The organism is Brevibacillus sp. M2.1A (assembly GCF_013284355.2).
In the GTDB taxonomy this organism is placed as follows: domain Bacteria; phylum Bacillota; class Bacilli; order Brevibacillales; family Brevibacillaceae; genus Brevibacillus.
Genome location: NZ_JABSUY020000001.1, coordinates 5624455 through 5649813, shown reverse-complemented (window position 1 = coordinate 5649813; position 25359 = coordinate 5624455). Strand labels below are relative to the sequence as shown.

Annotated in this window: 23 protein-coding genes; 20 read left to right on the top strand and 3 right to left on the bottom strand. The window is 47.3% G+C overall.

The features are described 5' to 3' along the window. Window positions 1-6: 6 nt before the first annotated feature. Complete coding sequence (locus HP567_RS26930; RefSeq protein WP_173610000.1) at window positions 7-2061, bottom strand: methyl-accepting chemotaxis protein; 2055 nt, start codon at window positions 2059-2061, stop codon at window positions 7-9. A 306-nt stretch (window positions 2062-2367) separates the two neighbouring features. Here HP567_RS26930 and HP567_RS26925 point away from each other — a divergent pair, with 306 nt between their 5' ends. The 10 genes from HP567_RS26925 to sufB all read left to right on the top strand — a co-directional run bounded on the left by HP567_RS26925 (window position 2368) and on the right by sufB (window position 12818). Continuing rightward, window positions 2368-2808, top strand: a complete 441-nt coding sequence (locus HP567_RS26925) for a hypothetical protein (RefSeq protein ID WP_007726368.1) — start codon at window positions 2368-2370, stop codon at window positions 2806-2808. A gap of 22 nt (window positions 2809-2830) precedes the next feature. Then, window positions 2831-3223, top strand: a complete 393-nt coding sequence (locus tag HP567_RS26920) for a VOC family protein (protein WP_007726371.1) — start codon at window positions 2831-2833, stop codon at window positions 3221-3223. Window positions 3224-3671: 448 nt separating this feature from the next. Beyond that, entirely contained in the window at window positions 3672-4013 is a 342-nt protein-coding gene (locus HP567_RS26915; protein WP_173610245.1) for an SCP-2 sterol transfer family protein, read from the top strand. A gap of 59 nt (window positions 4014-4072) precedes the next feature. Beyond that, complete coding sequence (locus HP567_RS26910) at window positions 4073-5215, top strand: M20 peptidase aminoacylase family protein (protein ID WP_173610001.1); 1143 nt, start codon at window positions 4073-4075, stop codon at window positions 5213-5215. A 292-nt stretch (window positions 5216-5507) separates the two neighbouring features. Further along, a complete protein-coding gene (gene pckA, locus HP567_RS26905; protein WP_173610002.1) occupies window positions 5508-7091 on the top strand; it encodes a phosphoenolpyruvate carboxykinase (ATP) in 1584 nt (527 codons plus the stop codon). A 531-nt stretch (window positions 7092-7622) separates the two neighbouring features. Beyond that, window positions 7623-8411, top strand: a complete 789-nt coding sequence (gene sufC / locus HP567_RS26900) for a Fe-S cluster assembly ATPase SufC (RefSeq protein ID WP_047073088.1) — start codon at window positions 7623-7625, stop codon at window positions 8409-8411. A 21-nt stretch (window positions 8412-8432) separates the two neighbouring features. Beyond that, entirely contained in the window at window positions 8433-9731 is a 1299-nt protein-coding gene (gene sufD / locus HP567_RS26895; RefSeq protein WP_173610003.1) for a Fe-S cluster assembly protein SufD, read from the top strand. Next, window positions 9731-10957 (top strand): cysteine desulfurase, encoded by a 1227-nt coding sequence (locus tag HP567_RS26890; protein ID WP_173610004.1) that lies wholly within the window; start codon window positions 9731-9733, stop codon window positions 10955-10957. Before sufD ends, HP567_RS26890 begins: the two co-directional genes overlap by 1 nt. Further along, window positions 10944-11381 (top strand): Fe-S cluster assembly sulfur transfer protein SufU, encoded by a 438-nt coding sequence (sufU, locus tag HP567_RS26885; protein WP_173610005.1) that lies wholly within the window; start codon window positions 10944-10946, stop codon window positions 11379-11381. Before HP567_RS26890 ends, sufU begins: the two co-directional genes overlap by 14 nt. 39 nt (window positions 11382-11420) lie before the next feature. Further along, a complete protein-coding gene (gene sufB, locus HP567_RS26880) occupies window positions 11421-12818 on the top strand; it encodes a Fe-S cluster assembly protein SufB (protein WP_048034589.1) in 1398 nt (465 codons plus the stop codon). Window positions 12819-12934: 116 nt separating this feature from the next. Here sufB and HP567_RS26875 read toward each other — a convergent pair whose 3' ends face one another. Beyond that, the gene (locus HP567_RS26875; RefSeq protein ID WP_173610006.1) at window positions 12935-13252 is read right to left on the bottom strand and encodes a hypothetical protein; all 318 of its coding nucleotides are present in this window, start codon (window positions 13250-13252) and stop codon (window positions 12935-12937) included. Between the two features lie 226 nt (window positions 13253-13478). Between HP567_RS26875 and HP567_RS26870 the strand changes: the two genes are divergently transcribed. The 7 genes from HP567_RS26870 to HP567_RS26840 all read left to right on the top strand — a co-directional run bounded on the left by HP567_RS26870 (window position 13479) and on the right by HP567_RS26840 (window position 20597). Further along, window positions 13479-14165: a response regulator transcription factor gene (locus HP567_RS26870; protein ID WP_173610007.1), complete on the top strand. Its 687-nt coding sequence runs from the start codon at window positions 13479-13481 to the stop codon at window positions 14163-14165. Beyond that, window positions 14158-15159, top strand: coding sequence for a sensor histidine kinase (locus HP567_RS26865; RefSeq protein ID WP_173610008.1), 1002 nt, complete (start codon window positions 14158-14160; stop codon window positions 15157-15159). The genes HP567_RS26870 and HP567_RS26865 overlap by 8 nt, the downstream gene beginning before the upstream one ends. An 85-nt stretch (window positions 15160-15244) precedes the next feature. After that, complete coding sequence (locus HP567_RS26860) at window positions 15245-15928, top strand: ABC transporter ATP-binding protein (RefSeq protein ID WP_173610246.1); 684 nt, start codon at window positions 15245-15247, stop codon at window positions 15926-15928. After that, the gene (locus HP567_RS26855; protein ID WP_173610009.1) at window positions 15925-18522 is read left to right on the top strand and encodes an ABC transporter permease; all 2598 of its coding nucleotides are present in this window, start codon (window positions 15925-15927) and stop codon (window positions 18520-18522) included. Before HP567_RS26860 ends, HP567_RS26855 begins: the two co-directional genes overlap by 4 nt. A 558-nt stretch (window positions 18523-19080) precedes the next feature. Beyond that, a complete protein-coding gene (locus HP567_RS26850; protein WP_173610010.1) occupies window positions 19081-19245 on the top strand; it encodes a hypothetical protein in 165 nt (54 codons plus the stop codon). A 334-nt stretch (window positions 19246-19579) separates the two neighbouring features. Beyond that, a complete protein-coding gene (locus HP567_RS26845) occupies window positions 19580-20116 on the top strand; it encodes a suppressor of fused domain protein (protein WP_173610011.1) in 537 nt (178 codons plus the stop codon). A 16-nt stretch (window positions 20117-20132) separates the two neighbouring features. After that, window positions 20133-20597 carry an NUDIX domain-containing protein gene (locus HP567_RS26840; RefSeq protein WP_229088160.1) on the top strand — a complete coding sequence of 155 codons (465 nt, stop codon included), beginning with the start codon at window positions 20133-20135 and terminating at the stop codon, window positions 20595-20597. Window positions 20598-20647: 50 nt separating this feature from the next. On the opposite strand, the gene HP567_RS26835 is transcribed toward HP567_RS26840, so the two are convergent. Beyond that, a complete protein-coding gene (locus HP567_RS26835; RefSeq protein WP_173610013.1) occupies window positions 20648-21589 on the bottom strand; it encodes a DMT family transporter in 942 nt (313 codons plus the stop codon). Window positions 21590-21741: 152 nt separating this feature from the next. Between HP567_RS26835 and HP567_RS26830 the strand changes: the two genes are divergently transcribed. The 3 genes from HP567_RS26830 (at window position 21742) to HP567_RS26820 (ending at window position 25346) form a co-directional block, all read left to right on the top strand. After that, on the top strand, window positions 21742-23178 hold the full coding sequence (locus HP567_RS26830) for an aminotransferase-like domain-containing protein (protein WP_173610014.1): 1437 nt from the start codon (window positions 21742-21744) through the stop codon (window positions 23176-23178). An 87-nt stretch (window positions 23179-23265) separates the two neighbouring features. Further along, window positions 23266-23805: an NfeD family protein gene (locus HP567_RS26825; RefSeq protein WP_173610015.1), complete on the top strand. Its 540-nt coding sequence runs from the start codon at window positions 23266-23268 to the stop codon at window positions 23803-23805. Then, entirely contained in the window at window positions 23805-25346 is a 1542-nt protein-coding gene (locus HP567_RS26820; protein ID WP_173610247.1) for a flotillin family protein, read from the top strand. The genes HP567_RS26825 and HP567_RS26820 overlap by 1 nt, the downstream gene beginning before the upstream one ends. Window positions 25347-25359: the final 13 nt, after the last annotated feature.

The window sequence follows — 25359 nt, the reverse complement described above, 5'->3', positions numbered from 1 at the left end:
GGCGGGCTACTCCAACTTGAATGTTCGTACTGCATCATTAAGCTCTTCTGCCATTTTCGCCAGCATCGTTGCAGCCGAAGAGATTTCCTCCATGGAAGCGGTTTGTTCTTCCGCTGCTGCTGCAACCGTTTGAGAGTTGCCAGCTGATTGCTCTGCGATTTGTGTAATATGTGTAATGGCGGATACAATCGTTTGCATTTGCTGACTGATCTTGCTCATTTCCGTTGTCACTTCATTCATGCGAACGAGCAACCCGGACGTGGAGTCGGTAATTTGTTCAAACGCATTGCCTGTTGAGCGAACGAGAGTCATGCCTTCTCCCAAAATCGAAGCGCCATGATTCATTGCCGCAATTGCTGAGCCTGTGTCCTGCTGAATCACTGTGACGATGTGACTGACCTGCTCGGCGGCGGAGCTGGACTGTTCAGCGAGCTTGCGCACCTCGTCAGCTACAACGGCAAAGCCTCGTCCTTGTTCTCCGGCGCGAGCTGCTTCGATAGCGGCGTTCAGAGCGAGCAGGTTGGTTTGATTGGCGATCGTCGTGATGAGTGAGATCATTTCTCCAATTTCTTGGGAGCGTTGGCCTAGCGTATTGACAATGGTAGAGGTCTTGGCCATTTGGCTATGGATCACATCCATGTGCTCGACCGTTTTGGCTGCCATCTGATTGCCATCTGTGGCTTGGCGGTTCGCTTCTTGTGTAGAGTGATTGACATCCTCAATGCCTTTTTCCATTGCTTCGATGTGTACGGCAATCTCGTTGATGACCTCATAGCCTTGAACAGTTGCATCCACTTGCTGCTCCGTACCGTAGGCAATTTCTTGAACGGATTGAGCGATCTGCTCTGTTGCTTTGCTTGTCTGTTCCGCACTGGCCATCAATTGCTCTGACGTAGCAGCAACCTGTTGAGCGTTGAAGCTGACTTGCCCAAGCGTTTCGCGCAAGGTTGCCGTCATGGAGTTGAAGCGATTTGCCATAACCCCCATCTCATCTGCTGTCTGAATATCCATGGAAGCGGTAAAATCGCCACTGGAGAGGGCATGCGCCAGCTGGTTCGCGCGATCGATTTGTTTGGTCAAGTATTTACTGAAGTAATAAATGACAGCAATCATGATCAACAGACCGATCAGACTCACCGTACAAAGCTCAAAGAACAAGTCATAGAGTGGATCAGCAATTTCTTTTTCTGGCATCACGAGAGCGATTGTCCAGTTTGTATCTCCGAGCTCTTGAAAATAAACACGATTGGCGCCATTTTCATCGGTAAACGTCTTCATCCCTGATTTCTCTTCCAGAAGAGAAGGACCGATTGCTGCCAAGGAAGCATTCTCGTCAGATTGAACGGAATGATTCATCAGTTTGTCCGCTTGAGGATGAGCGAGGTATCTCCCTTTTTGATCCACCAAAAAGGCCCAGCCTGTTTCGCCTACTTTTGTACTGGAGACGAGCTTTTCCACGTCAGTGAGTGTAATATCGTCTGTGGCCACACCCAGAAGCTTTTTATCCGGAGTGTAAAAAGGGGCGACTACCGTCACCATGGAGACCTTGGAAACCTCGTCAAAGTACGGCTCGGAATAATCGGTTTCCTTCTTGGTTGAAATACCGACCTTGTACCAGTCTTGATTGGGATAGTTGTAAGAATCGCTGCTGTATTCACCTGTAATGTTAACCTTGCCGTCGTTCTTAGCCCCGTAGGTAGCAACGAGTTTCTTGTTTGGGTCAAAAGCGTAAGGTTCCATGAAAATTCCCATTCCAACCGTCGTATCATTAATGAGAACGGTTTTGGACAGCAGGGAATCTAACTGCTCCAGCGAATTTGTAATAGGACCCATTTCAATAAAGCGAGCCATACTCAACGTTACTTTGCTATGGGCTTCCAGTTGCTTTTCCACATTACTGGCGACCATATCTAGTTGATAGTTCATTTTGTCTTCAATTTCCCGATTCAGTTGGTCGACAGAGAACCAGAAACCGATGCCCACGACGAGCAAAAGAGTCAAGATAATGACAGGCAGAGTAATGGTTAGTGTTCGAGCACGAAGACTTTTAAAACGAAGCATGAAACCGCTCTCCTTTTTGAATTTTTGCTAAAATGATTATTATTCCTTATTATCGGATAGATTCAGACTACCTTTTATGATGGATTTAGGCAAATGAGGTAAAGTATTCATACTAGTCAGAAAATGTTGCAGGAATCTAAACAAATCGAGTAAAATGGATAAACCAAATCTTACTTCGATTCCTTTATTGGTAGCATTTGCGGGTGGAGAGTTAGTGGGCATATACGCTACAATGCGGATACAGACAAAGTTTCGACCAAAAAACGGACATGGACGTTTCATTTGGCGAATAGGGAGGGAGACTATATGAGTTTTTGTTGTGGTGCTGGAATGGTAGGTTCCGTAGGCTCAGTCCGTCATTATAAAACGCTTGTACACAATGTCCCGATCATGTTTTGTCCTGTATGTGACAGAATTGAGGTTCATCCTGGTATTGAGGGAGAATACGAAATTTTAGTAGAATATGCTCAGGGAGATCAGGCTCCAGAAGTGGATTTTGCTGACTTTGTGAGTGTTGACAATACATCCGAGTTGTTTGAGAATTGTACCATGACGGATGAAGCAGCCAGCTTCGCCGAAGTGTTAAAGCAGCAGATTGATATATCACTTGATCTGCTCGGGATCGCCAAGGAGTTACAGGATGACGATTGGCGGGAAGCATTGATGATTCGTTTAAGACGGTTAAGCGAGCGATTGAAGCAGTACAATAAAAGAAAAGCTAATGTCGCACAAGAGCGCATGACCTGAGTTGACGTGGGAGGCAGTGTGAATGTTTCATTTGAAAGCCGTTCACCACATCGCATTGAATTGTAGTGATGTTGTGAAGGTAGCTCGTTTTTTTAAGGACATTTTGGAAGTCCCTATCCCGGAAGAGAATATGACGGAAGGAGCACCTGTCTACTTTCAAATTGGCACATACACACGGATCGGTCTTCATCCTCATGGCGGGGAAGCTGGGAAAGGCGGCGTAGGGCAAGTCGATCATCTCGCCTTCTCTGTGCAGAGCCGTGCTGAGCTGGACTATCTGGTTGATAAGCTGGAGGCAGAGAATATTTGCTATCGTGGCCCAATTACACAGCCTACCAGCTATAATTTGTATTTTGAGACACCTGATGGTCACCACCTTGAGGTGCGACTCGATAAAGACGAGTTCGATGAGTAGTGTTTCCGAAAAGCATCTGCGTAAAGCGGATGCTTTTTGTTTTTGCCATCTTACTGCTGTGGTGCGGGACGAACACACAAAACCTGATGAGAAGAAAAAGCACAGGGCTCGTAGACCTTGACAACGCCTACCCAGTCGGAACTTAAAAAAGGGAACCCGGTTGTCGAACACTTCTTCCCTGAGAAACGTCCGCCCGTAGGGTGGCTTTGGCTCGACGGTTCCCTTTTTTATGTGGAGACGAGCAGTCAATCCTCCTTGCGGGCGTGTCAGAGTCGAAGAGAACTGTGCTTTTTCTTCTCCTCCACTATGTTGGCTCAAACGGCCTTTCTAACGATGTCGAGAAAAAGATGCTCCCCCTGACAACAGCCGACAGTGACTCTCATTCCTCGCCAAAGGATTCGACTTCACAGGCCACGAACCCAATTGGGAAGAGAGGGGTGGCGTGCAGATGATCGGAATGGGCAGACTGCTTTTTGAACTGGGCGAGCGACTGCAAGGAAAAGCACACTTGCGATTCATAACGGCAGGATGGGAGCGCAGGATCGGAATTGTAGTGGATGATTCACCGTCACAGTGGCAATTGACGATAGCAAAAGGCGTTGCATCCTGGGATGTATGGACAGAAGAGCAGCCTGCCGATCTGATCATCAGAGGAGGGGAGAAACAAATGCACATGCTCTTTGGTGGCGATGAGCTCGTCTATGTTTTAGCCAAAGAAAAGGTGCAAATAGCAGGGACATTGCGCGATCAATTGAAGCTCGATGCCATTTTGCGACTAACCTGTCGGTGAACTGTCCAATGGGGCGGTGTGATATAATAGGAAGAAACGGTTTTGGAGGAGGCGCTTTGATGTCTACTGTTATGTCGTTGCAACAGACGGTTGCTGCACGTAAAGATGCTATTGCCGAAACATTCCGTCATCTGCATGAGAATCCGGAGATAAGCTGGAAGGAAGTAGAAACGACTCGTTATTTGGCGGAGCGCATGCGTGCCTTGGGACTGCGTGTTACGACTTTTGACGATTGTACAGGATTAGTGGCTGAATGGGGCGAAGGAAAGCCAGTTGTCGGCTTGCGCACAGATATCGATGCTCTCTGGCAAGAAGTGAACGGTGAGTGGCGCGCGAATCATTCCTGTGGTCATGACGCCCACATGACATTGATCGTGGAAACGGTAGAAGCATTGGTTGCCGCTGGATATCAACCGCCGGGAACGTTAAAAATTTTGTTCCAACCAGCAGAAGAAAAAGGAACGGGAGCATTGAAGCTAGTGGAGAAGGGTGTCGTCGATGACATCGATTATTTGTACGGTGTTCATTTAAGACCGATTCAGGAGATGGCAAATGGCACGGCAGGACCCGCCATCTACAACGGAGCAGCTATGTTCCTTTATGGAGAAATAACAGGAGTAGCGGCGCACGGTGCGAGACCACATCTCGGGATCAATGCGATTGAAGTAGCGGGAGCGATTATTTCGGGTCTCGGGCAAGTACATATCAACCCGATGGTGCCAGCCACTGTCAAAATGACTATGCTGCAGGCCGGGGGAGAGAGCTACAACATTATTCCGGACAAGGCGCGTTTTGCTCTTGATCTACGAGCGCAGACGAATGAGGCGATGGAGACCCTCGAGAATCGCGTTCGTCAAATGATTAACGGAGTCGCGGAGTCTTTCCAGGCACGCATAGAGGTAGAGTCCGGTTCTCGCATGGTAGCGGCAGAGGTCGATGAGAAAGCGAAGGCATTTATGGAGCAGGCGATCGTAGATGTGCTCGGTCAAGAGAATTTGCGAGCGGCGCCTGTCAGTCCGGGAGCGGAAGATTTCCACTACTATACGGTGGAGCGCCCTCATATCAAGGCGACGATGCTGGCTCTTGGATGCGATTTGGTACCGGGGCTGCATCATCCGCAGATGCATTTTGACCGCTCTGCATTGGAAAAAGGTGTGGCGATTTTGTGTCAGACAGTCGTAAAAACGTTTGAAAATACGTAAATCTTTATGCCTTGTGAGAGCAACACTAAGGGAGTAAACTCTTGGTGTTGCTCTTTTTGTGGGGAAAATGTCTCTGCGTACTCCACGAATAGTCGATAGACTGATTGGTTTGTGGACAAAATACTGCTGTTGGGGAATAATACGCATGAGGAGGGTTATTCACACATTCTCCATAAGAGATTATAAAATTATGTAGCTTATTTAGCTAAATGTGATATACTAATTACAAATCGAGCGACAATTAGAAAGTCACAATAAATGATACACATTTTGGGAAGGAGATCGTTCACACATGGAAACCAATACGGTTCAAAAGCTTACTGACATTCTTGGAGCTACGAAAGTGTATCATAACTTGCCTGTAGCTAATCTTGTTGAGATGGCAGTGAAGCGTGGCGAAGGGATTTTGACCGACAAGGGGGCGCTCAATGCGCTAACAGGGAAGTTTACCGGCCGTTCGCCAAAGGACAAATTTGTGGTGGACGAAGCTTCCGTACACGATAAAATCAACTGGGGTCCGGTTAACCAACCAATCAGTACTGAAAAATTCCAAGCACTTCAACAAGACGTGCTCCAATACTTACAATCAAAAGATGAACTGTTTGTCTTCGATGGCTTTGCGGGTGCAGATACAACCTATCGCCTGCCAATCCGCGTAGTGAACGAATTCGCTTGGCATAACCTGTTTGCACGTCAGTTGTTCATCCGTCCGTCTGAAGAAGAACTGGCTGCGCACGAATCAGAATTTACGGTGATCTATGCGCCTAATTTCAAGGCCAATCCTGCGGTGCACGGAACGAACTCCGAGACCTTCATCGTATTGAGCTTTGAGCAAAAGACAGTGTTGATCGGTGGCACCGAGTATGCTGGCGAAATGAAAAAGTCGATCTTCAGCGTAATGAACATGCTGCTTCCAGAGCGCAACGTACTCTCCATGCACTGCTCTGCGAACGTAGGCAAAGAAGGAGACGTTGCCCTGTTCTTCGGATTGTCCGGTACAGGAAAAACAACGCTGTCAGCTGACCCGGACCGTTTCTTGATCGGTGACGATGAGCACGGCTGGTCTGACAATGGCGTTTTCAATATCGAAGGCGGATGCTATGCAAAATGCGTCAAGCTGTCTGAAGAAGGCGAACCGCAAATCTGGAAAGCAATCCAGTTCGGTACCGTACTTGAAAATGTAGACGTAAATGAAGCGACTCGTGTAGCAGACTACGACAGCACCAAATATACAGAGAATACACGCGCTGCGTACCCAGTAGAAGCAATTCCGGGTGCTGTGATTCCAGGCGTGGGCGGGCAACCAAATGTCATCGTCTTTTTGACAGCCGATTCGTTCGGTGTATTGCCGCCAATCTCCAAGCTGAATAAAGAGCAAGCGATGTACCACTTCCTGTCTGGCTACACCAGCAAAATGGCAGGTACAGAGCGTGGCGTAACTGCTCCGCAAACAGAGTTTTCTACTTGCTTCGGTTCTCCATTCTTGCCACTGCATCCAGTAGTATATGCAGAAATGCTCGGTAAGAAGATTGACGAGCGCAAGGTTCAAGTATACCTGGTGAACACTGGTTGGACTGGTGGCCCGGTAGGTGTTGGGCAACGTATGAAGCTGTCCTACACACGTGCGATGGTAACAGCAGCATTGAACGGTGAGCTGGAAAAAGTAGACTATGTAGCTGATGAGATTTTCGGGGTACAAGTGCCGACTGCTTGCCCGAACGTTCCTGCTGAAGTTCTGCAACCACGCAATACATGGGCAAACAAGGAAGAATACGACAAGCAAGCGGCTGATCTGGCTGCACGCTTCATTGAGAATTTCGAGAAGAAATTCCCGAATGCAACAGATATCGCGAATGCGGGTCCAAAAGTAAAGTAATCGAACAGGAAAGAAACGGGTAGACGATAAGGTCTATCCGTTTTTTCTTCGTGAAAACAGAAAAAACCGTCAACGTATGACCGACGGTTTTGAGCTTATCCGTTACTTGTTGCCATCGAATACTTTCGAAGTATGGATTGGTACAACTTTTCCATTTGACTGACGGAATAGAGTCAGGTAAGCTTCCGAAGGGAACCCTTCAAAAATAGAGTGATAGCGATACATAAGTTTCTTGTTACTCTTTTTCAAAATGATCCTTCCATTTCGAGTTATCCATTGGTGTTTTTTACAAAAAGCACCTGCAATTTGGACGGAAATGTATGTCCAAAAGTTACAAAGGGAAAAATGCTGCGGAGGCAAGAATATTTAGGAAGGGATTCATGCGCAAAATCGGACTTTCTAAATATAATGATATAAAAAATACAGATATGTTTCATTCCTTGATTTATAATTATTCTTATTATAAGATAGTTATTGAGAATGGATTGAGAATTTACCAACTCACTTTTGACGTGTATGGAGGGAATTCAGATGACAGCAGTACCGCATTTGCAAATAAAAAACCTTCGCGCCAAGATCGAGGACAAAGAGATCCTCAAAGGCCTGAATTTGGAGATCAAGGGCGGCGAAGTGCACGCGATCATGGGACCAAATGGTACCGGTAAATCGACATTGGCATCCACGCTGATGGGTCACCCAAAATATGAGGTAACCGATGGCGAAGTGCTGATCAATGACGAAGACTTGTTGGAAATGGCAGTAGACGAGCGCGCACGTGCAGGTCTGTTCCTGGCGATGCAATACCCGTCCGAAATCAGCGGTGTAACCAACTCTGACTTCCTGCGTTCCGCAATCAACGCGCGCCGTGGCGAAGGAAACGAAATCTCCCTGATGAAATTCATCCGTGAGATGGACAAAAAGATGAACACGCTGGAAATGGATGAATCTTTCTCCCACCGTTACCTGAACGAAGGCTTCTCTGGCGGTGAGAAAAAGCGTAACGAGATTCTGCAAATGATGCTCTTGGAGCCAAGCATCTGTATTTTGGATGAAATCGACTCCGGTTTGGACATCGACGCATTGAAAATCGTTGCAGCTGGTGTAAACGAAATGCGCTCCGCAGACCGCGGATTCTTGATTATTACGCACTACCAGCGTTTGCTGAACTATGTAAAGCCTGACTTCGTACACGTCATGATGCAAGGTCGTATCGTGAAGTCCGGTGGTCCTGAGCTGGCTGAACGCCTGGAGGCAGAAGGCTACGACTGGATCAAGGAAGAGCTCGGCATCGAGGACGAAACCGTAAACGCCAACGTGTAGGATGAAGGAGGCAGCAGTGAAATGAGTGTGGATGTACAGCTACGCTTCGATTCCGAGGCGATCACCCAGTACTCCAAAGCTAATCAGGAGCCTGCCTGGTTCCTGGAAAAGCGCCTCGCTGGACTGAAGGCGGCGGGAGAGCTGGCGCTCCCTGCCTTGGAGAAAACGAAGATTGATAAATGGAATACCGTTGATTTCGATCCGTTCCAAACCACTGCGAAGGTGGCAGCGGCGAATGAACTCAGCGATTTGGTAAAAGCACAAATCGATGTCGACAGCGTGAAAAACCTGTTGGTACAAAAAAATGCTTCTACCGTTTTTCAAGCAGTATCCGATGAGTTGAAGGCACAAGGCGTGATATTCACGACTTTTGCTGATGCTCTGCAATCACATGGCGATCTCGTGCAAAAATATTTGCTGGACGTTATCGCACTTGATGAGCACAAGCTGACTGCTTTGCATACGGCAGTTGTAAATGGTGGCGTATTCCTCTACGTTCCGAAAAACGTGGAAGTAGATGTTCCCCTGCAAGCTGTGTATGAAATCGCAGGCGACAACGCTCTGTTGGCTCCACATGTATTGATCGTGGCAGAAGCGAACAGTAAAGTAACCTACGTGGACACATATGTATCTGGCGAGGGCAAAAGCATGGTTGCGAACAGCCTAGTTGAAGTATATGTAGGCGCGGGCGCATCTGTGCAAGTAGCTTCTGTACGTTCTTTGTCTGTAGACGTTCACGACTACAGCTTCCGTCGTGCAACGGTTGAGCGCGATGGAAAAATGGAATGGATTTTGGGTGAGATGAACGATGGCAATACCGTTGCCAACAACACCACCATCCTCAAGGGAACTGCTTCGATTGCAGAGACCAAATCCATTTCTGTAGGTACGGGTTCCCAACGCCAAAACCTCACTTCCCAAGTTCAGCATATCGGCACGCACACTGAGTCTGACATGGTGAGCAAGGCTGTTATGACGGATGAAGCAGTGAGTATCTTGAACGGTATCACGAAAATCGAAAAAGGCGCTGAAAAGGCAAACGGCGTACAGGCGGAAAACATCCTGATGCTGAGCGATAAATCTCGCGGTGATGCCAACCCGATCCTGTTGATCGATGAGGATGACGTTAAAGCGGGTCACGCAGCTTCGGTAGGACGTTTTAGTGAAGAGTCTATCTTCTACTTGATGTCTCGTGGTATTTCCCGTCAAGGCGCAGAACGTCTGATCATTCTCGGCTTCCTGGAGCCAGTTGTCGCTGAGATTCCAGTAGAAGAAGTGAAGAACAGACTCCGTCAGGCGCTTGAAAGGAAGTTAGGCTAATGAACGCCAAGGAGCTTCGGAAATATTTTCCCATCCTACACCAGGAAGTAAACGGACATCCGCTCGTTTATTTGGATAATGGTGCAACCTCTCAAAAACCGATTCAGGTTATTGAGGCGATGGATAAATACTACAGGGAGTATAACTCCAACGTGCACCGTGGCGTGCACACCTTGGGTAACATAGCGACAGATGGGTACGAAGGCGCGCGTGAGAAAGTTCGCGCCTTCATCAACGCCCGTGAAGCCGCAGAAATCGTCTTTACGCGTGGTACGACCTCTGCTTGTAATACGGTAGCGTACGGCTATGCTCGCAAGTACCTGGGGCCTGGTGATGAAATCGTGACCACATTGGTGGAGCATCACGCCAATTTCATTCCATGGCAGCAGGCAGCCAAGGCGACCGGAGCGACCTTTAAGTTCATTCCGCTGGCAGAGGACGGTACCGTTACTCTGGAGGCGGTCAAGGAAACGATTACGGACAATACCAAGATCGTTGCCATTCACCATGTTTCCAACGTATTGGGGGATACTACTCTAATCAAGGAAATTGCCCAAATCGCTCATCAGCATGGCGCACTTTTGTTTGTTGATGGAGCGCAGGGTGCTCCACACAAGAAAATCGACGTCCAGGATTTGGATTGCGATTTTTATACGTTTTCAGCCCACAAGATGGCAGGACCGACAGGCGTAGGCGTCCTGTACGGCAAGCGTGAGGTGCTGGAGCGTGTGGAGCCGATGGAGTTCGGCGGAGAAATGATCGACTACGTGGATATGTACGATTCCACGTGGAAGGAGCTCCCTTGGAAGTTTGAAGGAGGAACTCCGATCATCGCAGGTGCTATCGGATTGGGAGCAGCAATCGACTTTTTGGAAGAGATCGGTATGGACAATATCGAGCGTCATGAAAAACATCTCGTCAAGTACGCGATGGAACAAATGCGCGAGATAGAAGGACTGAAGATTTACGGCCCACAGCAGGACCGCAGCTGTTTAATTACATTCAACCTGGATACAGTACATCCGCATGACCTGGCGACGGTGCTGGACAGTTACGGAATCGCAGTTCGTGCCGGGCATCACTGCGCACAACCGCTGATGCGTTGGCTGAATGTGACAGCTACCGCTCGGGCGAGCTTCTATCTGTACAATACAGAAGAAGAAGTAGATGTGCTGATCGCGGGCTTGAAGAAGACGAAGGAGTATTTCGGCAATGTCTTCTCTTGATGATTTATACCGCCGCGTCATTATGGATCACTACCAGAAACCGCGCAACCGCGGCAAGCTGGAGGAATCCGACGGACTCATTGTGAATTTGAATAACCCGACCTGTGGCGACAGCATCTCGCTCTCCTTGAAAGTGGAGGACGGCAAAGTGGTGGACGCGAAGTTCCTCGGCGAAGGCTGCTCGATCAGCATGTCGTCTGCATCCATGATGACAGATGCTGTCAAAGGCAAGCCAGTAGCAGAAGCAATGGAGCTGTCGCAAAAATTCTCCGATATGATGCAAGGCAAAGAAATCGATGATTCGATTGACCTTGGTGATATCGAAGCCTTGTCTGGCGTAGCCAAGTTCCCGGCGCGTATCAAGTGCGCGACACTGGCTTGGAAAGCATTGGAGCAAGGTGTCAAACAGGCGGAGCAGGATTAGTGATGGGTAAGGGAAATGAACACGAAGGAGTGAGCAACGATGGCTGTTAAAGGCCCAGAAATACAGGAATATCAGTACGGCTTTCACGACAAGGACGTTTCTGTATTCCGTACGAAAAAGGGTTTGACCCGCGAGATCGTCGAAGAAATTTCGAAGATCAAGGATGAGCCAGCATGGATGCTGGAATTCCGTCTAAAAGCATTGGACATCTTCAACAGCATGCCGATGCCAAAATGGGGCGGCGATCTGGACGACCTCGATTTTGACAGCATCACCTACTACGTAAAGCCTTCTGAAAAGCAAGGCCGTAGCTGGGATGAGGTGCCGGAAGAAATCAAGGCAACCTTTGACAAGCTGGGTATTCCAGAAGCAGAGCAAAAGTTCCTCGCAGGTGTATCTGCCCAGTATGAATCTGAGGTAGTTTATCACAACATGCAGGAAGACCTGGAAAAACTGGGCGTTCTCTTCTGTGACATGGATTCTGCGGTGAAGCTTCACCCAGAAATCGTGAAAGAATACTTCGCGACAGTGATTCCGCCAGCAGACAACAAGTTTGCTGCGTTGAACTCGGCAGTATGGTCCGGTGGCTCCTTCATTTACGTACCAAAAGGTGTAAAAGTGGAAACTCCGCTGCAAGCATACTTCCGCATCAACTCCGAGAACATGGGTCAATTCGAGCGTACGCTGATCATCGCCGATGAAGATTCCTTCGTTCACTATGTAGAGGGCTGTACAGCTCCAATCTACAGCACGGATTCCTTGCACTCCGCTGTTGTAGAAATCATCGTAAAAGAACGCGCGCGTTGCCGTTACACCACGATCCAAAACTGGTCCAACAACGTATACAACCTCGTTACCAAACGTGCGGTTGCATACGCGGATGCGAACATGGAATGGATTGATGGTAACATCGGTTCCAAGCTGACGATGAAATACCCAGCAGTAATCATGAAAGGACCTCGCGCGAAAGGTACCGTTCTTTCCATTGCAGTAGCAGGAAAAGGACAACACCAAGACGCAGGTGCGAAAATGATTCACTTGGCGCCAGATTGCACATCGACGATCATTTCCAAGTCGATCTCCCGTGATGGCGGAAAAGTAACGTACCGTGGTCTGTCGCAGTTTGGACGCAAGTCGGAAGGCTCCAAGTCCAACATCAAATGCGATACGCTGATTCTGGATAAACTGTCCACGTCTGACACGATCCCGTACAACGAGATCATGAACGACAGCATCACGCTTGAGCATGAGGCGACTGTATCCAAGGTATCCGAGGATCAACTCTTCTACCTGATGAGCCGCGGCTTGTCAGAAGCAGAAGCAACTGAGATGATCGTAATGGGCTTCATCGAGCCATTCACAAAAGAATTGCCGATGGAGTACGCGGTAGAGATGAATCGTCTCATTAAATTCGAGATGGAAGGCTCTATCGGATAAGCGTTTCGATAACGTTACAATACGTGTCTGATTCGTTCAGACACGTATTTTTTGTGCCCTGCTTGATGAAGGAAAACGCAACAGCCCTCTGACGGTAATTCGCCAGAGGGCTGTTTTTATGAGGACTTACTAAATTTCCATAATAAGATCATAAATAACGCCATCGGAATGACCCAAAGTAAAGGAATGGCGTTGAGTGCGTAGCTCGTTTTGAATTTCAACTTGTGATAGTAGTACCAACTGCCCAACGTTGAGGCAAGTAGTACAAGCGGATACGATAGGATCGTATAGAACACCCCTGGTGCTCCAGTATCATATTTATCTTCAGGTAGAAGCACAATGGTAAAAATAACAGAAATGGCCCAAGCCAATAAGAAAATGGCATATATGCTTTGAGTAATAGAAAGGATGAGACAAGCTGTCTTGTTTTTCATAAGTGCCTGATTCCTCCCAAAAAGTGGAATTGCTAACAAACAAGACGAGAGCAGATTGAAAAAGGTAACCATTTTATACGATTCTGTTAGCCCAACTTGCAAAGTATCTTACCAATTAAGTAAATTAGGTTAATACCAATTGTTATGAAAACACCGATTATAATTACTAAAATGGGAAGATAAGAGTTGCTGATTGCGATTTATGGTAGTAGAGGGAGGATGAACCATGAAGGTTTTAATAGTGGAAGATGACAAGACCATTGCAGATGGTTTGCACTATTCGCTTTCCAGTGAGGGCTATGAAGTAGTTCTTTGCGAAGGAAAACAAACTGCACTCGAAACAATCAAACAGCACAGTTTTGATCTATATTTACTCGATCTGACTCTCCCAGATGGTAATGGCTATGAGATTTGCGAATATGTAAAAGAAAATCAGGATGCACCTGTCATCTTCTTGACGGCGTGTGATGATGAAATCAATGTGGTTCGAGGGTTAGATATGGGGGCAGACGACTATATCACAAAGCCGTTTCGTATCAGGGAGCTAATTAGCCGAATGAAGTCATCCCTTAGACATTACCAAAAAGAACCCAACTTGTCTGACAAAGTCAAGATTGGAGATATTGTCGTAAATACAAAACTGGCTAAAGTGTACAAAGGAACCGAGGAAGTGATGCTGACTGCCTTAGAATACCGTTTGCTGTTAGCATTCCTAAATAATAGAGGACAAGTTCTGTCCAGGAATCAGTTGTTGGAGGGCATTTGGGATATAGATGGTAACTTTATCAATGACAATACCCTTTCTGTTTACATTAAACGGCTTCGAGAAAAGTTGGAGGATGATAGCCAGAATCCTAAAGTGATTGAAACCGTACGCGGACTGGGCTATCGAATGAGTGGCAGCCATGCTTAAAAACAAAGAAATACGGAAGTTATGCATGTATAGCATGTTTATTTCTTTCATTGGGATCACTATTCTATGGATGATCGACTGGAAAGCGGGGATTGTCGGAGTTGCAATGGTATTTCTGCTCCTTTCAATTTTTTTCCTGTTTACCCGCAAACGTTATCAGGACATCAGGAAGCTCGCTTATTATTTGGCTTCTGTATATTCAGGCCAACCCACGATGGATATTAGGGATAACGTTGAAGGTGAATTGAGCATTCTGAAAAATGATATTTATAAAGTCACATTAACGTTGTCCGAGCAGTCTACTCTACTGAAAAAGGAAAAACAATACTTGGCAGATACTCTTTCGAACATCTCCCATCAATTAAAAACGCCACTTACCTCTATGTTTGTCATGGCTGATTTGTTAAACAACCCTAGTCTGCCCCCAGACAAGAGGGAGGAATTCTTGGGCAAAATTATCAATCAGTTGAAGCGTATTGAATGGCTCGTGACCTCATTGCTCAAGCTGTCCAAAATCGAAGTGCAAAGTGTTATTTTCAAGAAGGAACTCGTATCTGTCAAGAAAATGATAAACAAGGCAGTAGAACCACTCCTTGTCCCCATGGAATTAAAAAATCAGGAGCTCTCTTTTTCCTGTAAAGAAGACCTTTTCGTGTATGGAGATGAAAACTGGACGGTAGAAGCCATTTTGAACGTAATTAAAAACGGGATTGAGCATACGCCGGTCGGGGGACAGATTGCTATTTCGTGTGAGGAAACACCCTTGTATACACAAATTGTCATTGCCGACAGTGGAGAGGGGATTAGTCCGGAAGATGCCCCACACATTTTTGAACGATTTTATAAAGGGAAGAATGCGGGAGCGGATAGTATTGGAATAGGGCTAGCGATGTCTAAAACAATCTTGCAAAGTCAAAACGCCGATGTGTTTATGGAAAGTCAGATTGGTGCAGGTACAACATTCAGAATCAAATTTTACAAGCAAATCATTTAGATGACAAAATTGTAAGAATGAATGTCACCGAAGAGACATGTTTGGCAGCTATTCTCAACGTAATAACTTATCTGGGAGGATCATGATGGAGATTTTGCGAGTAGAGAACCTGTCAAAGACGTACGGTGATGGCGAAACAGCTGTTACTGCATTGAACGATATCTCATTTTCCGTACAAAAAGGGGAGTTTGTGGCGATTATTGGACCATCTGGTTCAGGTAAGTCTACCCTTTTGCATATTCTGGGGGGCGTTGATACGCCTACATCGGGTAAAGTGATCGTTGACCAGACTGATATGTACGCGATGGATGAAACGGCACTGGCCATCTTCAGGCGCAGACAGATTGGGCTTATCTATCAATTTTACAACCTGATCCCTGTCCTTACTGTGGAGGAAAATATCACCCTGCCATTGCTGTTGGACGGTAGAGAAGTAAATCAAGATATCTTTTCCGGTATCGTAGAGACTCTAGGCCTTCAACAGCGATTAAAGCATCTGCCAAACCAGCTTTCTGGAGGACAGCAGCAGCGTGCGTCTATTGGCCGTGCCTTGATTAGCAGTCCCGCCATTGTATTGGCTGACGAGCCAACAGGGAATTTAGACAGCCAAAATAGTGCTGAGATTGTGAAGCTCTTGAAAAAACTACACAAAGAACGGCATCAAACACTGATCGTTATTACACATGACGAAAACATTGCCTTGCAAGCGGACCGTATTATTGGCATTCAGGACGGCAGGATTTCCAGAGATGAGGTGATCAGGCGATGAATATCGTAAATCAGCTCACTTTACGTTATATGAAGAAGAATAAGAGCCGTACCCTTGTTACAATCATTGGGGTTGTCATTTCTGTCGCAATGCTTACAGCAGTATTTTCGATTAGCAGTTCTTTCATGGAAATGATGCAGAGAAACGCGATTGCCTACTCTGGTAAATGGCAGGCAGCTTTTCTCGATGTTGCAGGAGAAGATGTTGCGGTTATTACAAATGCAGAAGGAATTGAAAGGTACGACATTGAACAGAAACTCGGATTTGCACGACTTTCTAACTCTCCAAGCAGCGTGAAGCCTTATTTGTATATTACTGGACACAGTAAGCATGATGTAATTGGGGTGAGCCTAATTGATGGGCGCTTGCCTCAAAATGAAAATGAACTGGCACTTTCATCACAGTTTCTCCAAACCGCAGGGGTAAGCTGGAAGGTTGGAGATGTAGTCACCTTAGATTTTGGTAAACGTAGCTTGAATATAGATGGTAAGAGCGAGACATTAGACACCGATTATGTCTATCAATCAAAGGAAGTCTTTACGCCTACAAAGACAAGAACATACACAATTACCGGGATTGTTCAAGCGCCAGCTAGAGAGCGGGATGCACTGGCCGCATACCGTGCATTTAGTGGACTCTCCGAGGGTGATTTAGAGGAGGGTTTTCCCTATACGGTAAGTGTTGAATATAAGGATTTTAAAGGTTTAGGAAATAACATTTATGAAACGAGTGACACGATTGCTAGTAAAGTAAGCGGAGTAAAGGATCAAGTTAAATCGAATGGAGTAAAAATCAAGTACAATCGGGACCTTTTGCTTTATTCCGGGATTTCGAATGATTCCCACTTTCTTAACACCATGTATCTGGCAGTTCTTTCCGTGGGAATTATCATTCTGATTGGATCTGTCTCACTAATCTACAACGCGTTTGCGATCTCACTTTCAGAGCGTAGTCGCACTTTAGGGATGTTATCTAGCGTAGGGGCAACCAAACAACAAAAAAGGGCTTCTGTATTTTTTGAAGCTACGGTAATCGGGATCATAGCTATTCCAGCCGGGTTGTTTTTTGGGTCAATTGGCATTGGAGTTACTCTCCATTTGCTCAGCCCATTCATTCAAAAAATGTTTGTCGCTAGTGAACCGATGCGACTGGTGATAGAGCCGTACAGTATGATTGCTGTCGTTTTGTTTTCCGTTTTGACATTGCTCATTTCTGCATGGTTACCAGCAGTGAGGGCTTCGAGAATTACACCGATAACTGCAATCCGCCAGACAAAGGATATCGAAATAAAAGGAAAAGATGTTCGTACATCCAAAATGATCCGGAAGTTGTTTGGATTTGAAGCGGAATTAGGATTAAAAAATCTGAAAAGGAATAAACATCACTATCGCTCAACTGTCTTTTCTCTTGCGATCAGTGTAATCTTGTACCTAGCAGCTTCTTCCTTTTCGTTGTATATGGATAAGTCCTACAATATGGCACAAGCACCGCTACCATATGATCTGTCAGTAAACGCAAGGGGAGCCGATCTGGAAAGGGTAAGGTCATTAACAAATGAATTGATGTCTGTCCAAAACGCAACAACAAAGGTGCGGACCCAACTTATCGGTGCAGATCTATTACTCAACGAAAACGAGGTTACCACAGACATCTCCAGTCGCCATACTCTTAATCCAGAAGGGAAATACTTCATGTCTGCAAACATTGTTTCTCTGGATGAGGCCTCTTTTGCAGCGTACCTGCAATCCGCTGGGATTGATGCAAAGAAATTGGAAGGTGACGAGATTTCTGCAATACTTGTCAATCGGTTCACCTTGAAAGAAGAACATAATTTTACAGATATCTCTCAATTAACAGTCCAAGAAGGATCAGAACTGCCTCTCACTTTGATTGAAGGAGCTAAAGTCCGAATTGCTTCTATCACGGATAAACGTCCACCTTTTATGCTACGCTACCAGGAAGATGCTTTTATGGTTACACTTGTTGTTTCTGAACGAGGCTTTGACAAGTTAAGAGAACGTGGGAACAATATGCTGTCTGAGCAAGTTACTAGCGAGGTTCAATTTACAACTGAGCAGTCTGCGGCATTGGAAAATGAAATAAACCCGATTATTAACAGATATCCAGATGTACATGTCTATACGACCAATCTGATTGAGGAGCGTCAGGATGCAATGAATCGCGCCACAGTCACATCCGTATTCCTTTATGGGTTTGTGGTTCTCATCGGACTCATTTGTATGGCAAATATTATCAACACAATATCGACAGGGATGGCCTTGAGAAAACGTGAGTTTGCGATGTTGGCTTCCATCGGCATGACGCCAAAGGGCGTGAAGAAAATGCTACGGTTCGAAGGGGTTTTTTATGGAATGAAGTCGCTTATTTACGGACTACCGATTAGTTTATGCGTGATGTTTTTCATCTACAAGATCCTTGACCGTAATTTTGAATTTGCTTTTACGTTGCCTTGGGCGGATCTTATCATTGCTGGGATAGGTGTGTTTTTTATTGTGGGGTTGACGATCTTTTATGCGAATAGAAAATACAAAGAATACAGTATCGTTAATTCGTTGAAGAACGAAAACATTTGAACGAGGGAGTAATGATCTTAAGGAACCTTGCACCTTGCAGAGACAAAAGCTCATAAAGACAAGTAGTGAACAGTTCTTGACGAAGGAATAACGCCTTAGAAAAATACGTGTCTGATTCGTTCAGATACGTATTTTTTATTGCACCTGAGCTGTAAATAGTGGATCAAGCACAGCGAGGAAAAAATGAAAACCCGACCATGAGATCGGGCAAAAGAAATCCTTTTATGAAGCTATCCAATCGAGTTTAAACACGGGAACACCACCAAAAGCGTTTCCTAAATCGTACCATGTCAAAGTCGTAATGGTCGAGCAGTTTTCACTTATCACGCTGTTTAACTATTGAGTCGGTTACTCATAGTGAGGGGATGGAGGGTCAAAGTAACATTCTAATCCGACAATCCCCCAAAAAAGGATAAATGTGAACAGTACATACAGCCATCTTTTACGAAGTGACTGGGAATTCACGATAAAACCCCAACTAAGTAGGGGGAGTGTTATCAATATGATGGATACGAAGTCGGTCATGCGGAATTCACTCCTTCACGTTTTATTACGCAAATGGATAATAATGGTTACTTTTTCGATACGCTCAATGGGAACGGAGAAATCATCGGGCTTGCGCCAGGTGTAACCGTTATTTCAGCCAAATATGCCGGAAAAACATCCAAGCTGACAGTCTATGTCGGTGGGGCTGAGCTGATCTGTCACGATTGCAGAAGGTGAAGAGGAAGAGATCACAAAAGGAACAACGAAACTCAAGGTGAAGTACCAAGGAAAAAGCATGACGATTTCGGTAAAAGTCACGAAATAAACTAGAACAGTTCCCTCGGGATAACGGTGGCTTTTTTGTGCGTGTTCAAACATGTACATTCACTCCGCACAATGATAAAATGTTCGTATATACAAGATTACGCTACCCAGCATCAACGAAGTATGCCTACGTATCCAGGCATGCTTTTTTTCGGGCGAGCACAAACCTTTTCACAAATGCGCAGTTGCTCTTCTATGAGCAGGCAGCCGTAGAGGTTTTCATACTTTTTGGAGCGGGGTTGCACATATGATAGTGGTGAAGGAATTAATGGATCATTGCCACCGCTTTTTTGGGAGCCAAGGCGTTCTGTATCAATCGGAAGATGCGGATATCCTGATTGCCGTCTATCCGGCTACGCGCAAGCGAGGATGGTGGACGTATGCCACGCTTGAGCTGCACAAGATGGGGGCCACAGAGTACCTCGTCTATTCCTATCAGTTTGAGCAGAGAATGATTACGCATTTGGCAAGAGTAGCAGCCCAGGTAATTCGTCAGTGGGAGAGTCAATATACCCGTATGGAGTCTGGGAGCATCTTTTCGCTCGGGGATACAATCGTGGAAAAATCGGTTTTGAATCATATGGTACTGACCCCTGCCTATTATGAAGAGGCTGGACTTGAATATTATACAAACGGCAAGGACGTAATCAGGTTCATGATGCTTCATGCAATCGCGGATTCTGAAGCAAAGTTTTTGGAACAATATGGACTTATGGCATTACAGGAATGGTTAGCGCACTCCGGTGTCGATTCCCTGAATGTTACGCGTACGCCTGCCATCTGAGAAGGGAGCGAGCGAAATGTCAGCGATTCGCTTGAGAGTCACCGTAGTAGTGGAACACGAAGGGAAGGTCCTCCTCATCCGTGAGCAGACACAACGAGGCATCTTTTACAATCTGCCAGGGGGAATCGTAGAATATTTGGAAGCGATTCCAGACGCGGCGAAAAGAGAAGTGATGGAAGAGACTGGACTCCTCGTGGAAATGGAGCGATTGATCTGGATAGACGATCGGATCGATCAGGAAGGGAATGGAAAGCATACAGTCGGAGTAGGAGTTCTGGCGAAGCTCGTCGGAGAAGAGACAAACCCTACGCCAGGTGGTATCGTCGATGAAGAAATCGAATGGGCGGGCTGGGTCACGCTAGACGAGTGGAAGCAACTGCCGAATGACCACAAAACACGACCGGATCAAGTCAAGCAAGTCTTGTCTGATCCCACTTATCAACCGATGTACTTGGGAAATATGCTGAAACAAGCAGAATAAAAACAAGAGACACCGCCCTTTTCCTAGTGAAGAGGAGCGGTGTTTTTTCCTTACGCTTTTTGCTGTACGGAAGCTTTTCTTCCTTTTGCGACAGCAAACACGACAATGACAGCGGAAAGAACAGCACCGAGTGTCAATGTCTCTGACAGGAGGAGCCAGGCGGCGATGATCGATAAAAAGGGTTGAAGGTATTGGATTTGACTTACCTTGGAGACGCCACCGAGTGCCAGGCCGTGATACCAGGCGAAAAAACCGAGAAACATACTGATTACGCTAATGTAACCAAAACCGATCCAGACAGTCCAAGTGGCTTGTTTTAACTCAGCAAGCAGAGGCCCTGCGAGCGGAATGACGAGAAAAGGAAAGGCAAAGATCAACGACCAACTGATGACCTGCCAACCACCCATCGTCTTGGAGAGCTCACCGCCGACCGCGTATCCGATCGCCGCGCTGATGACCGCCCCGAGCAAGGCGAGATCCGCCCATTGGAGGGCACCAAAGCCAGAACTGATTGCGTAGGCGATAATCGTCACACAGGCGATCCCACTTGAAATCCAATACTTCCGGGTGGGGCGTTCGCCTGAAAAAAATATCGCTGCGCCTGCCGTGGCCAATGGCAATAGTGCGATGATGACTGCACCATGCGTAGCGGGCACTCTCTCCATCGCCCACGACGAGAAAAGCGGGAAGCCTGCTACTACTCCGGCAGATACGAGTAACAGTTTCTTGGTCTCTTGCCAGGTAGGAAACGGTACACGTTTCATTAGGAGCACCAAAGCAGCCAGTACAGCCGCGATCAACGCTCGTCCCAACCCTGCCGAGAGGGGAGAGAGCACGGTAACAACCACCTTCGTTGCTGGCAAGGTCAAGCTGAAGCTAAGCACCCCGATGAAGCCATACAGCAAGCCCATTTTCTCTGTATGCAGCTGCTCAGGAGTGATTGGTTGCTCTTTTTGTAAGGCTTGCTTCTCGATAGGAAGCTGTGCACTCATCCGAATCCCATCCTTTATCGAATAAAAGTTTCTGTTGTTTTATCTTAGAGGCGACCGAGCATAAACGGTAGAGCCAATTGGCAGCAGGAGCAGTAAGCCAATTTGTCGAAAGTGAGGAAAACGAAAACAGGAAATTTGGGGGACGGATCAGGATGGAATGGAAGCCGGACAAAGATGCGGGAGTTCCGATCTATTTGCAAATCGCCAAAGAGCTGGAACGACAGATTGTGCTAGGAGTGCTGTCCCCCGGTACATCTCTGCCGCCGGAAAGAGTGTTGGCACGTCGCTTTGGCGTCAATCGTGGGACGGTATCGGCAGCGTACGAAGAATTGCGGGCAAAAGGGATTTTACAATCGTGGCAAGGGAGCGGTACTTGGGTCAGTCGGGATCTGTGGGGCGTCAAACAAATGCCAAACTGGTATACCTACACGAATGGCGGGGCATTCTTGCCAGCTTATCCACTCGCGAAACGAATTCAGGATGCGTGCTTCGATTCTTCAATCATCAATCTGGCAAAGGCAGAATTGGCAACGACGATGATCCCGTCATGGATACCAACGACGCCGAGGGAAGAAAACGAGATCAAACTTGAGCTGGGCTACGCGCACCCAAAGGGGGAGCCGCGTCTGCGTGAGGCACTGTCTGTGCATTTGCAAGAAAACTACGGCATTCACGCTTCTCCCGACGAAATTTTGGTGACGTCAGGAGCGCAGCAGGCATTGCATCTCATTACACTGTGTCTCTTGAATCCAGGAGATGCAATCGCAATGGAGGGACCCTCTTATTCGTATTCCTTGCCCTTATTCAGTTCAGCCGGGCTGCGTTTATTTCGCTTGCCGATGGATGAGGACGGAATTATACCCGAGGCTGTCTACGACTTGCAGCGGGAGCATCGCATTCGCATGGTTTTCGCCAACCCGACCTATCATAATCCAACCGGGACGATTTTAAGTGAGGCACGGCGATCTCAGTTGCTCGATATTTGTCAGGAACTGCGCCTGCCACTTGTGGAGGACGACGCTTACGGCGCATTGACACTGGCTGGAAGCCCTAGACCACCCAAGCCGATCAAAGCCATCGACAAGACAGGGGCTGTTCTGTATGTCGGGAGTCTTTCGAAAACGATTGCGCCAGGCTTGCGGATTGGCTGGCTGGTGGGACCTAGATCTGTTGTAGAAAGACTAGCCGATGCCAAGCAGCAAATGGACTTTGGCACGAGCAGCGTCTCCCAGCAATTCGCCCGGCGGTTTGTTGAGCGAGAGAGCTGGAACAATCAGCAGGAGCGGATGTCTCGTTACTTGTTGGAGCAGCAACAAACAATGGTACGCGCTATGCACAATCATCTCTCCGATTTCGCCGTATGGAAGGAGCCGGGTGGCAGCTATCATATTTGGTGTCGGTTGCTGGCTCCCAGGGACGAAAGGGAATTGCTTGATGATGCGATCAGAGAGGGCGTTGTCTTTACACCCGGTAGCGTCTATGGAGCGGAAGCGGGCTGGCTGCGCCTGACCTATTCGTGGGAGTGCCCGACGAATATCGAGGAAGGCATTCGACGCATCCAAAGAGTCCTACAGCAGAAAAAACGATAAGAAAAGGGATTAATTCCTTATTTATGAAACTAATTTCCACCTCACTCGTATGCACTATAGAGGCAATTTTAGAAAGGGGGGACAGTCGTGGGCGTACTTGAAACCGTCTACATGGTCTGCCTTGTACTTGGTCTACTCTACACGGTCATCTCACTGTTGTTCGGCGATACGCTCTCGGATTGGCTGGGACATCTGCATCTGCCTTTTGCTCAGCCCATTTTGTTGGTCAGCGGCATGACTGCTTTTGGCGGAGCGGGGTATCTGTTGTCCAGGTACACTTCTCTTGGTGCGCTTGTCGGATTGATGCTGGCTACTGTCATTGGTTTCGCTTTGGCTCTTGTCTCTTACTTCCTGTGGGTAAAGCCGATGAGTCATGCGGAAAATTCCACGAGCTATTCCATGAGTCAACTAGGAGGAAAGCTGGGAGAAGTCGGGACGACAATTCCGGCAGAAGGACTGGGAGAGGTGCTGCTGCCGATGATTAGTGGAACCACTTACCATATGGCAGCGAGTCTGGAGGGCCAGATTATCCCGCAAGGAACCCGTGTCGTCGTAGTCGAGGTCCGTGACCATGTCTTGTATGTGATCCCCTTTTACACTGAATCTGGCGAAGGAGATGGGAAATGATGGTAGATCCTGGCATTTTGACGATAGTAGGTGTTGTCGTCGCAGTCTTTCTCGTTTTGGGTATTGCTTTTTGGGCCCGTTACAAAACAGTGGGTGCAGATGAAGCCATGATCGTGACGGGTAGCTATCTCGGCTCGAAAAACGTACTCAGTGACGAATCCGGGCGCAAGATGAAGATCGTCCGCGGAGGCGGCGCATTTATCCTCCCTATTTTTCAACAAGCAAACTTTCTGAGTCTTCTGTCTCATAAGTTGGACGTATCGACTCCTGAGGTGTACACCGAGCAGGGCGTTCCTGTCATGGCAGATGGCGTTGCAATCATCAAGGTAGGCGGCTCGATTGAAGATATCGCGACTGCATCCGAGCAATTTATGGGCAAGAGTGACGAGGCGCTGCGCGGAGAAGCACAGGAGGTTCTCGAAGGCTATTTGCGGGCAATCCTCGGCAGTATGACGGTAGAGGAAATTTACAAGAACCGTGAGCGATTCGCACAAGAGGTGCAAGCGGTAGCGACAAAGGATTTGAAGAAAATGGGGCTGTCCGTTGTCAGCTTCACGATCAAGGATGTCCGGGACAAAAACGGTTATTTAGCTGCGCTTGGAATACCGCAAATCGCTGCGGTGAAGCGCGATGCGACCATCTCACAGGCTGATGCGGACAAAGAAGCGCGGATCAAGCAGGCACAGGCAGAGGAAGAGGCACGCAAGGCAGAGCTGCTGAAGGAAACGAACATTGCCGAAGCTGAAAAGGAAAAAGAACTGAAGGTAGCGGCGTTTAAGCAAGAGCAGGACAAAGCGAAGGCGAGCGCGGACCAAGCCTACAAGCTGCAAGAAGCTGTCGCCAAGCAGCAGGTGACAGAAGAAGAGATGAAGATCGATCTCGTCCGCAAGCAGAAGGAAATCGAGCTGGAGGAAAAAGAAATTCTTCGCCGCGAAAAGCAATATGATGCGGAAGTGAAGAAAAAGGCCGACGCCGACCGCTACTCAGTGGAACAGGCGGCAGAAGCGGAAAAAGCGAAGAAGCTGAGAGAAGCAGACGCGATCAAGTACCGCATTGAAGCTGAGGCAAAAGCAAATGCCGAGCAGAAGCGTCTGGAAGGCTTGGCGATTGCCGAGGCTGAAAAAGCCCGTGGTAGCGCTGAGGCAGAAGTCACGCGACTCAAGCTCGAAGCCGAAGCAGAAGGGAAAGAGAAGCTGGCTGAAGCATTTGAAAAATTCGGTCATGCGGCTGTCCTCGATATTATTGCGAAAATGCTCCCTGAGCTGGCTGAGAAAGTTGCCGAGCCAATGAAAGCGATTGACAAAGTAACAATCGTGGATGCAGGAGGCGGTCAGGGAGATGGCGTCAATCGTCTGAGCGGGAATGTTACGAAGCTGATGGCCCAACTGCCGGAGATGTTAAAAGACGTGTCTGGTTTGGATATGAATAAAATGATCTCGGACTTTATGCAAAAGGGTGGTAACGTGCCCGCGCAGCAACCGCCTGTACCTGTAAAAGTTCAGGTTGAGACCGATTCTATTTCGGAGGACGAAAAGAAATAATCAAATCCATCAG

What these genes read in the sequence shown, in the direction of transcription:
- HP567_RS26930 (WP_173610000.1), bottom strand. Translation starts at nt 2,061, where the DNA reads ATGCTTCGTTTTAAAAGTCTTCGTGCTCGAACACTAACCATTACTCTG.
- HP567_RS26925 (WP_007726368.1), top strand. Translation starts at nt 2,368, where the DNA reads ATGAGTTTTTGTTGTGGTGCTGGAATGGTAGGTTCCGTAGGCTCAGTC.
- HP567_RS26920 (WP_007726371.1), top strand. Translation starts at nt 2,831, where the DNA reads ATGTTTCATTTGAAAGCCGTTCACCACATCGCATTGAATTGTAGTGAT.
- HP567_RS26915 (WP_173610245.1), top strand. Translation starts at nt 3,672, where the DNA reads ATGATCGGAATGGGCAGACTGCTTTTTGAACTGGGCGAGCGACTGCAA.
- HP567_RS26910 (WP_173610001.1), top strand. Translation starts at nt 4,073, where the DNA reads ATGTCTACTGTTATGTCGTTGCAACAGACGGTTGCTGCACGTAAAGAT.
- pckA (WP_173610002.1), top strand. Translation starts at nt 5,508, where the DNA reads ATGGAAACCAATACGGTTCAAAAGCTTACTGACATTCTTGGAGCTACG.
- sufC (WP_047073088.1), top strand. Translation starts at nt 7,623, where the DNA reads ATGACAGCAGTACCGCATTTGCAAATAAAAAACCTTCGCGCCAAGATC.
- sufD (WP_173610003.1), top strand. Translation starts at nt 8,433, where the DNA reads ATGAGTGTGGATGTACAGCTACGCTTCGATTCCGAGGCGATCACCCAG.
- HP567_RS26890 (WP_173610004.1), top strand. Translation starts at nt 9,731, where the DNA reads ATGAACGCCAAGGAGCTTCGGAAATATTTTCCCATCCTACACCAGGAA.
- sufU (WP_173610005.1), top strand. Translation starts at nt 10,944, where the DNA reads ATGTCTTCTCTTGATGATTTATACCGCCGCGTCATTATGGATCACTAC.
- sufB (WP_048034589.1), top strand. Translation starts at nt 11,421, where the DNA reads ATGGCTGTTAAAGGCCCAGAAATACAGGAATATCAGTACGGCTTTCAC.
- HP567_RS26875 (WP_173610006.1), bottom strand. Translation starts at nt 13,252, where the DNA reads ATGAAAAACAAGACAGCTTGTCTCATCCTTTCTATTACTCAAAGCATA.
- HP567_RS26870 (WP_173610007.1), top strand. Translation starts at nt 13,479, where the DNA reads ATGAAGGTTTTAATAGTGGAAGATGACAAGACCATTGCAGATGGTTTG.
- HP567_RS26865 (WP_173610008.1), top strand. Translation starts at nt 14,158, where the DNA reads ATGCTTAAAAACAAAGAAATACGGAAGTTATGCATGTATAGCATGTTT.
- HP567_RS26860 (WP_173610246.1), top strand. Translation starts at nt 15,245, where the DNA reads ATGGAGATTTTGCGAGTAGAGAACCTGTCAAAGACGTACGGTGATGGC.
- HP567_RS26855 (WP_173610009.1), top strand. Translation starts at nt 15,925, where the DNA reads ATGAATATCGTAAATCAGCTCACTTTACGTTATATGAAGAAGAATAAG.
- HP567_RS26850 (WP_173610010.1), top strand. Translation starts at nt 19,081, where the DNA reads ATGGATAATAATGGTTACTTTTTCGATACGCTCAATGGGAACGGAGAA.
- HP567_RS26845 (WP_173610011.1), top strand. Translation starts at nt 19,580, where the DNA reads ATGATAGTGGTGAAGGAATTAATGGATCATTGCCACCGCTTTTTTGGG.
- HP567_RS26840 (WP_229088160.1), top strand. Translation starts at nt 20,133, where the DNA reads ATGTCAGCGATTCGCTTGAGAGTCACCGTAGTAGTGGAACACGAAGGG.
- HP567_RS26835 (WP_173610013.1), bottom strand. Translation starts at nt 21,589, where the DNA reads ATGAGTGCACAGCTTCCTATCGAGAAGCAAGCCTTACAAAAAGAGCAA.
- HP567_RS26830 (WP_173610014.1), top strand. Translation starts at nt 21,742, where the DNA reads ATGGAATGGAAGCCGGACAAAGATGCGGGAGTTCCGATCTATTTGCAA.
- HP567_RS26820 (WP_173610247.1), top strand. Translation starts at nt 23,805, where the DNA reads ATGGTAGATCCTGGCATTTTGACGATAGTAGGTGTTGTCGTCGCAGTC.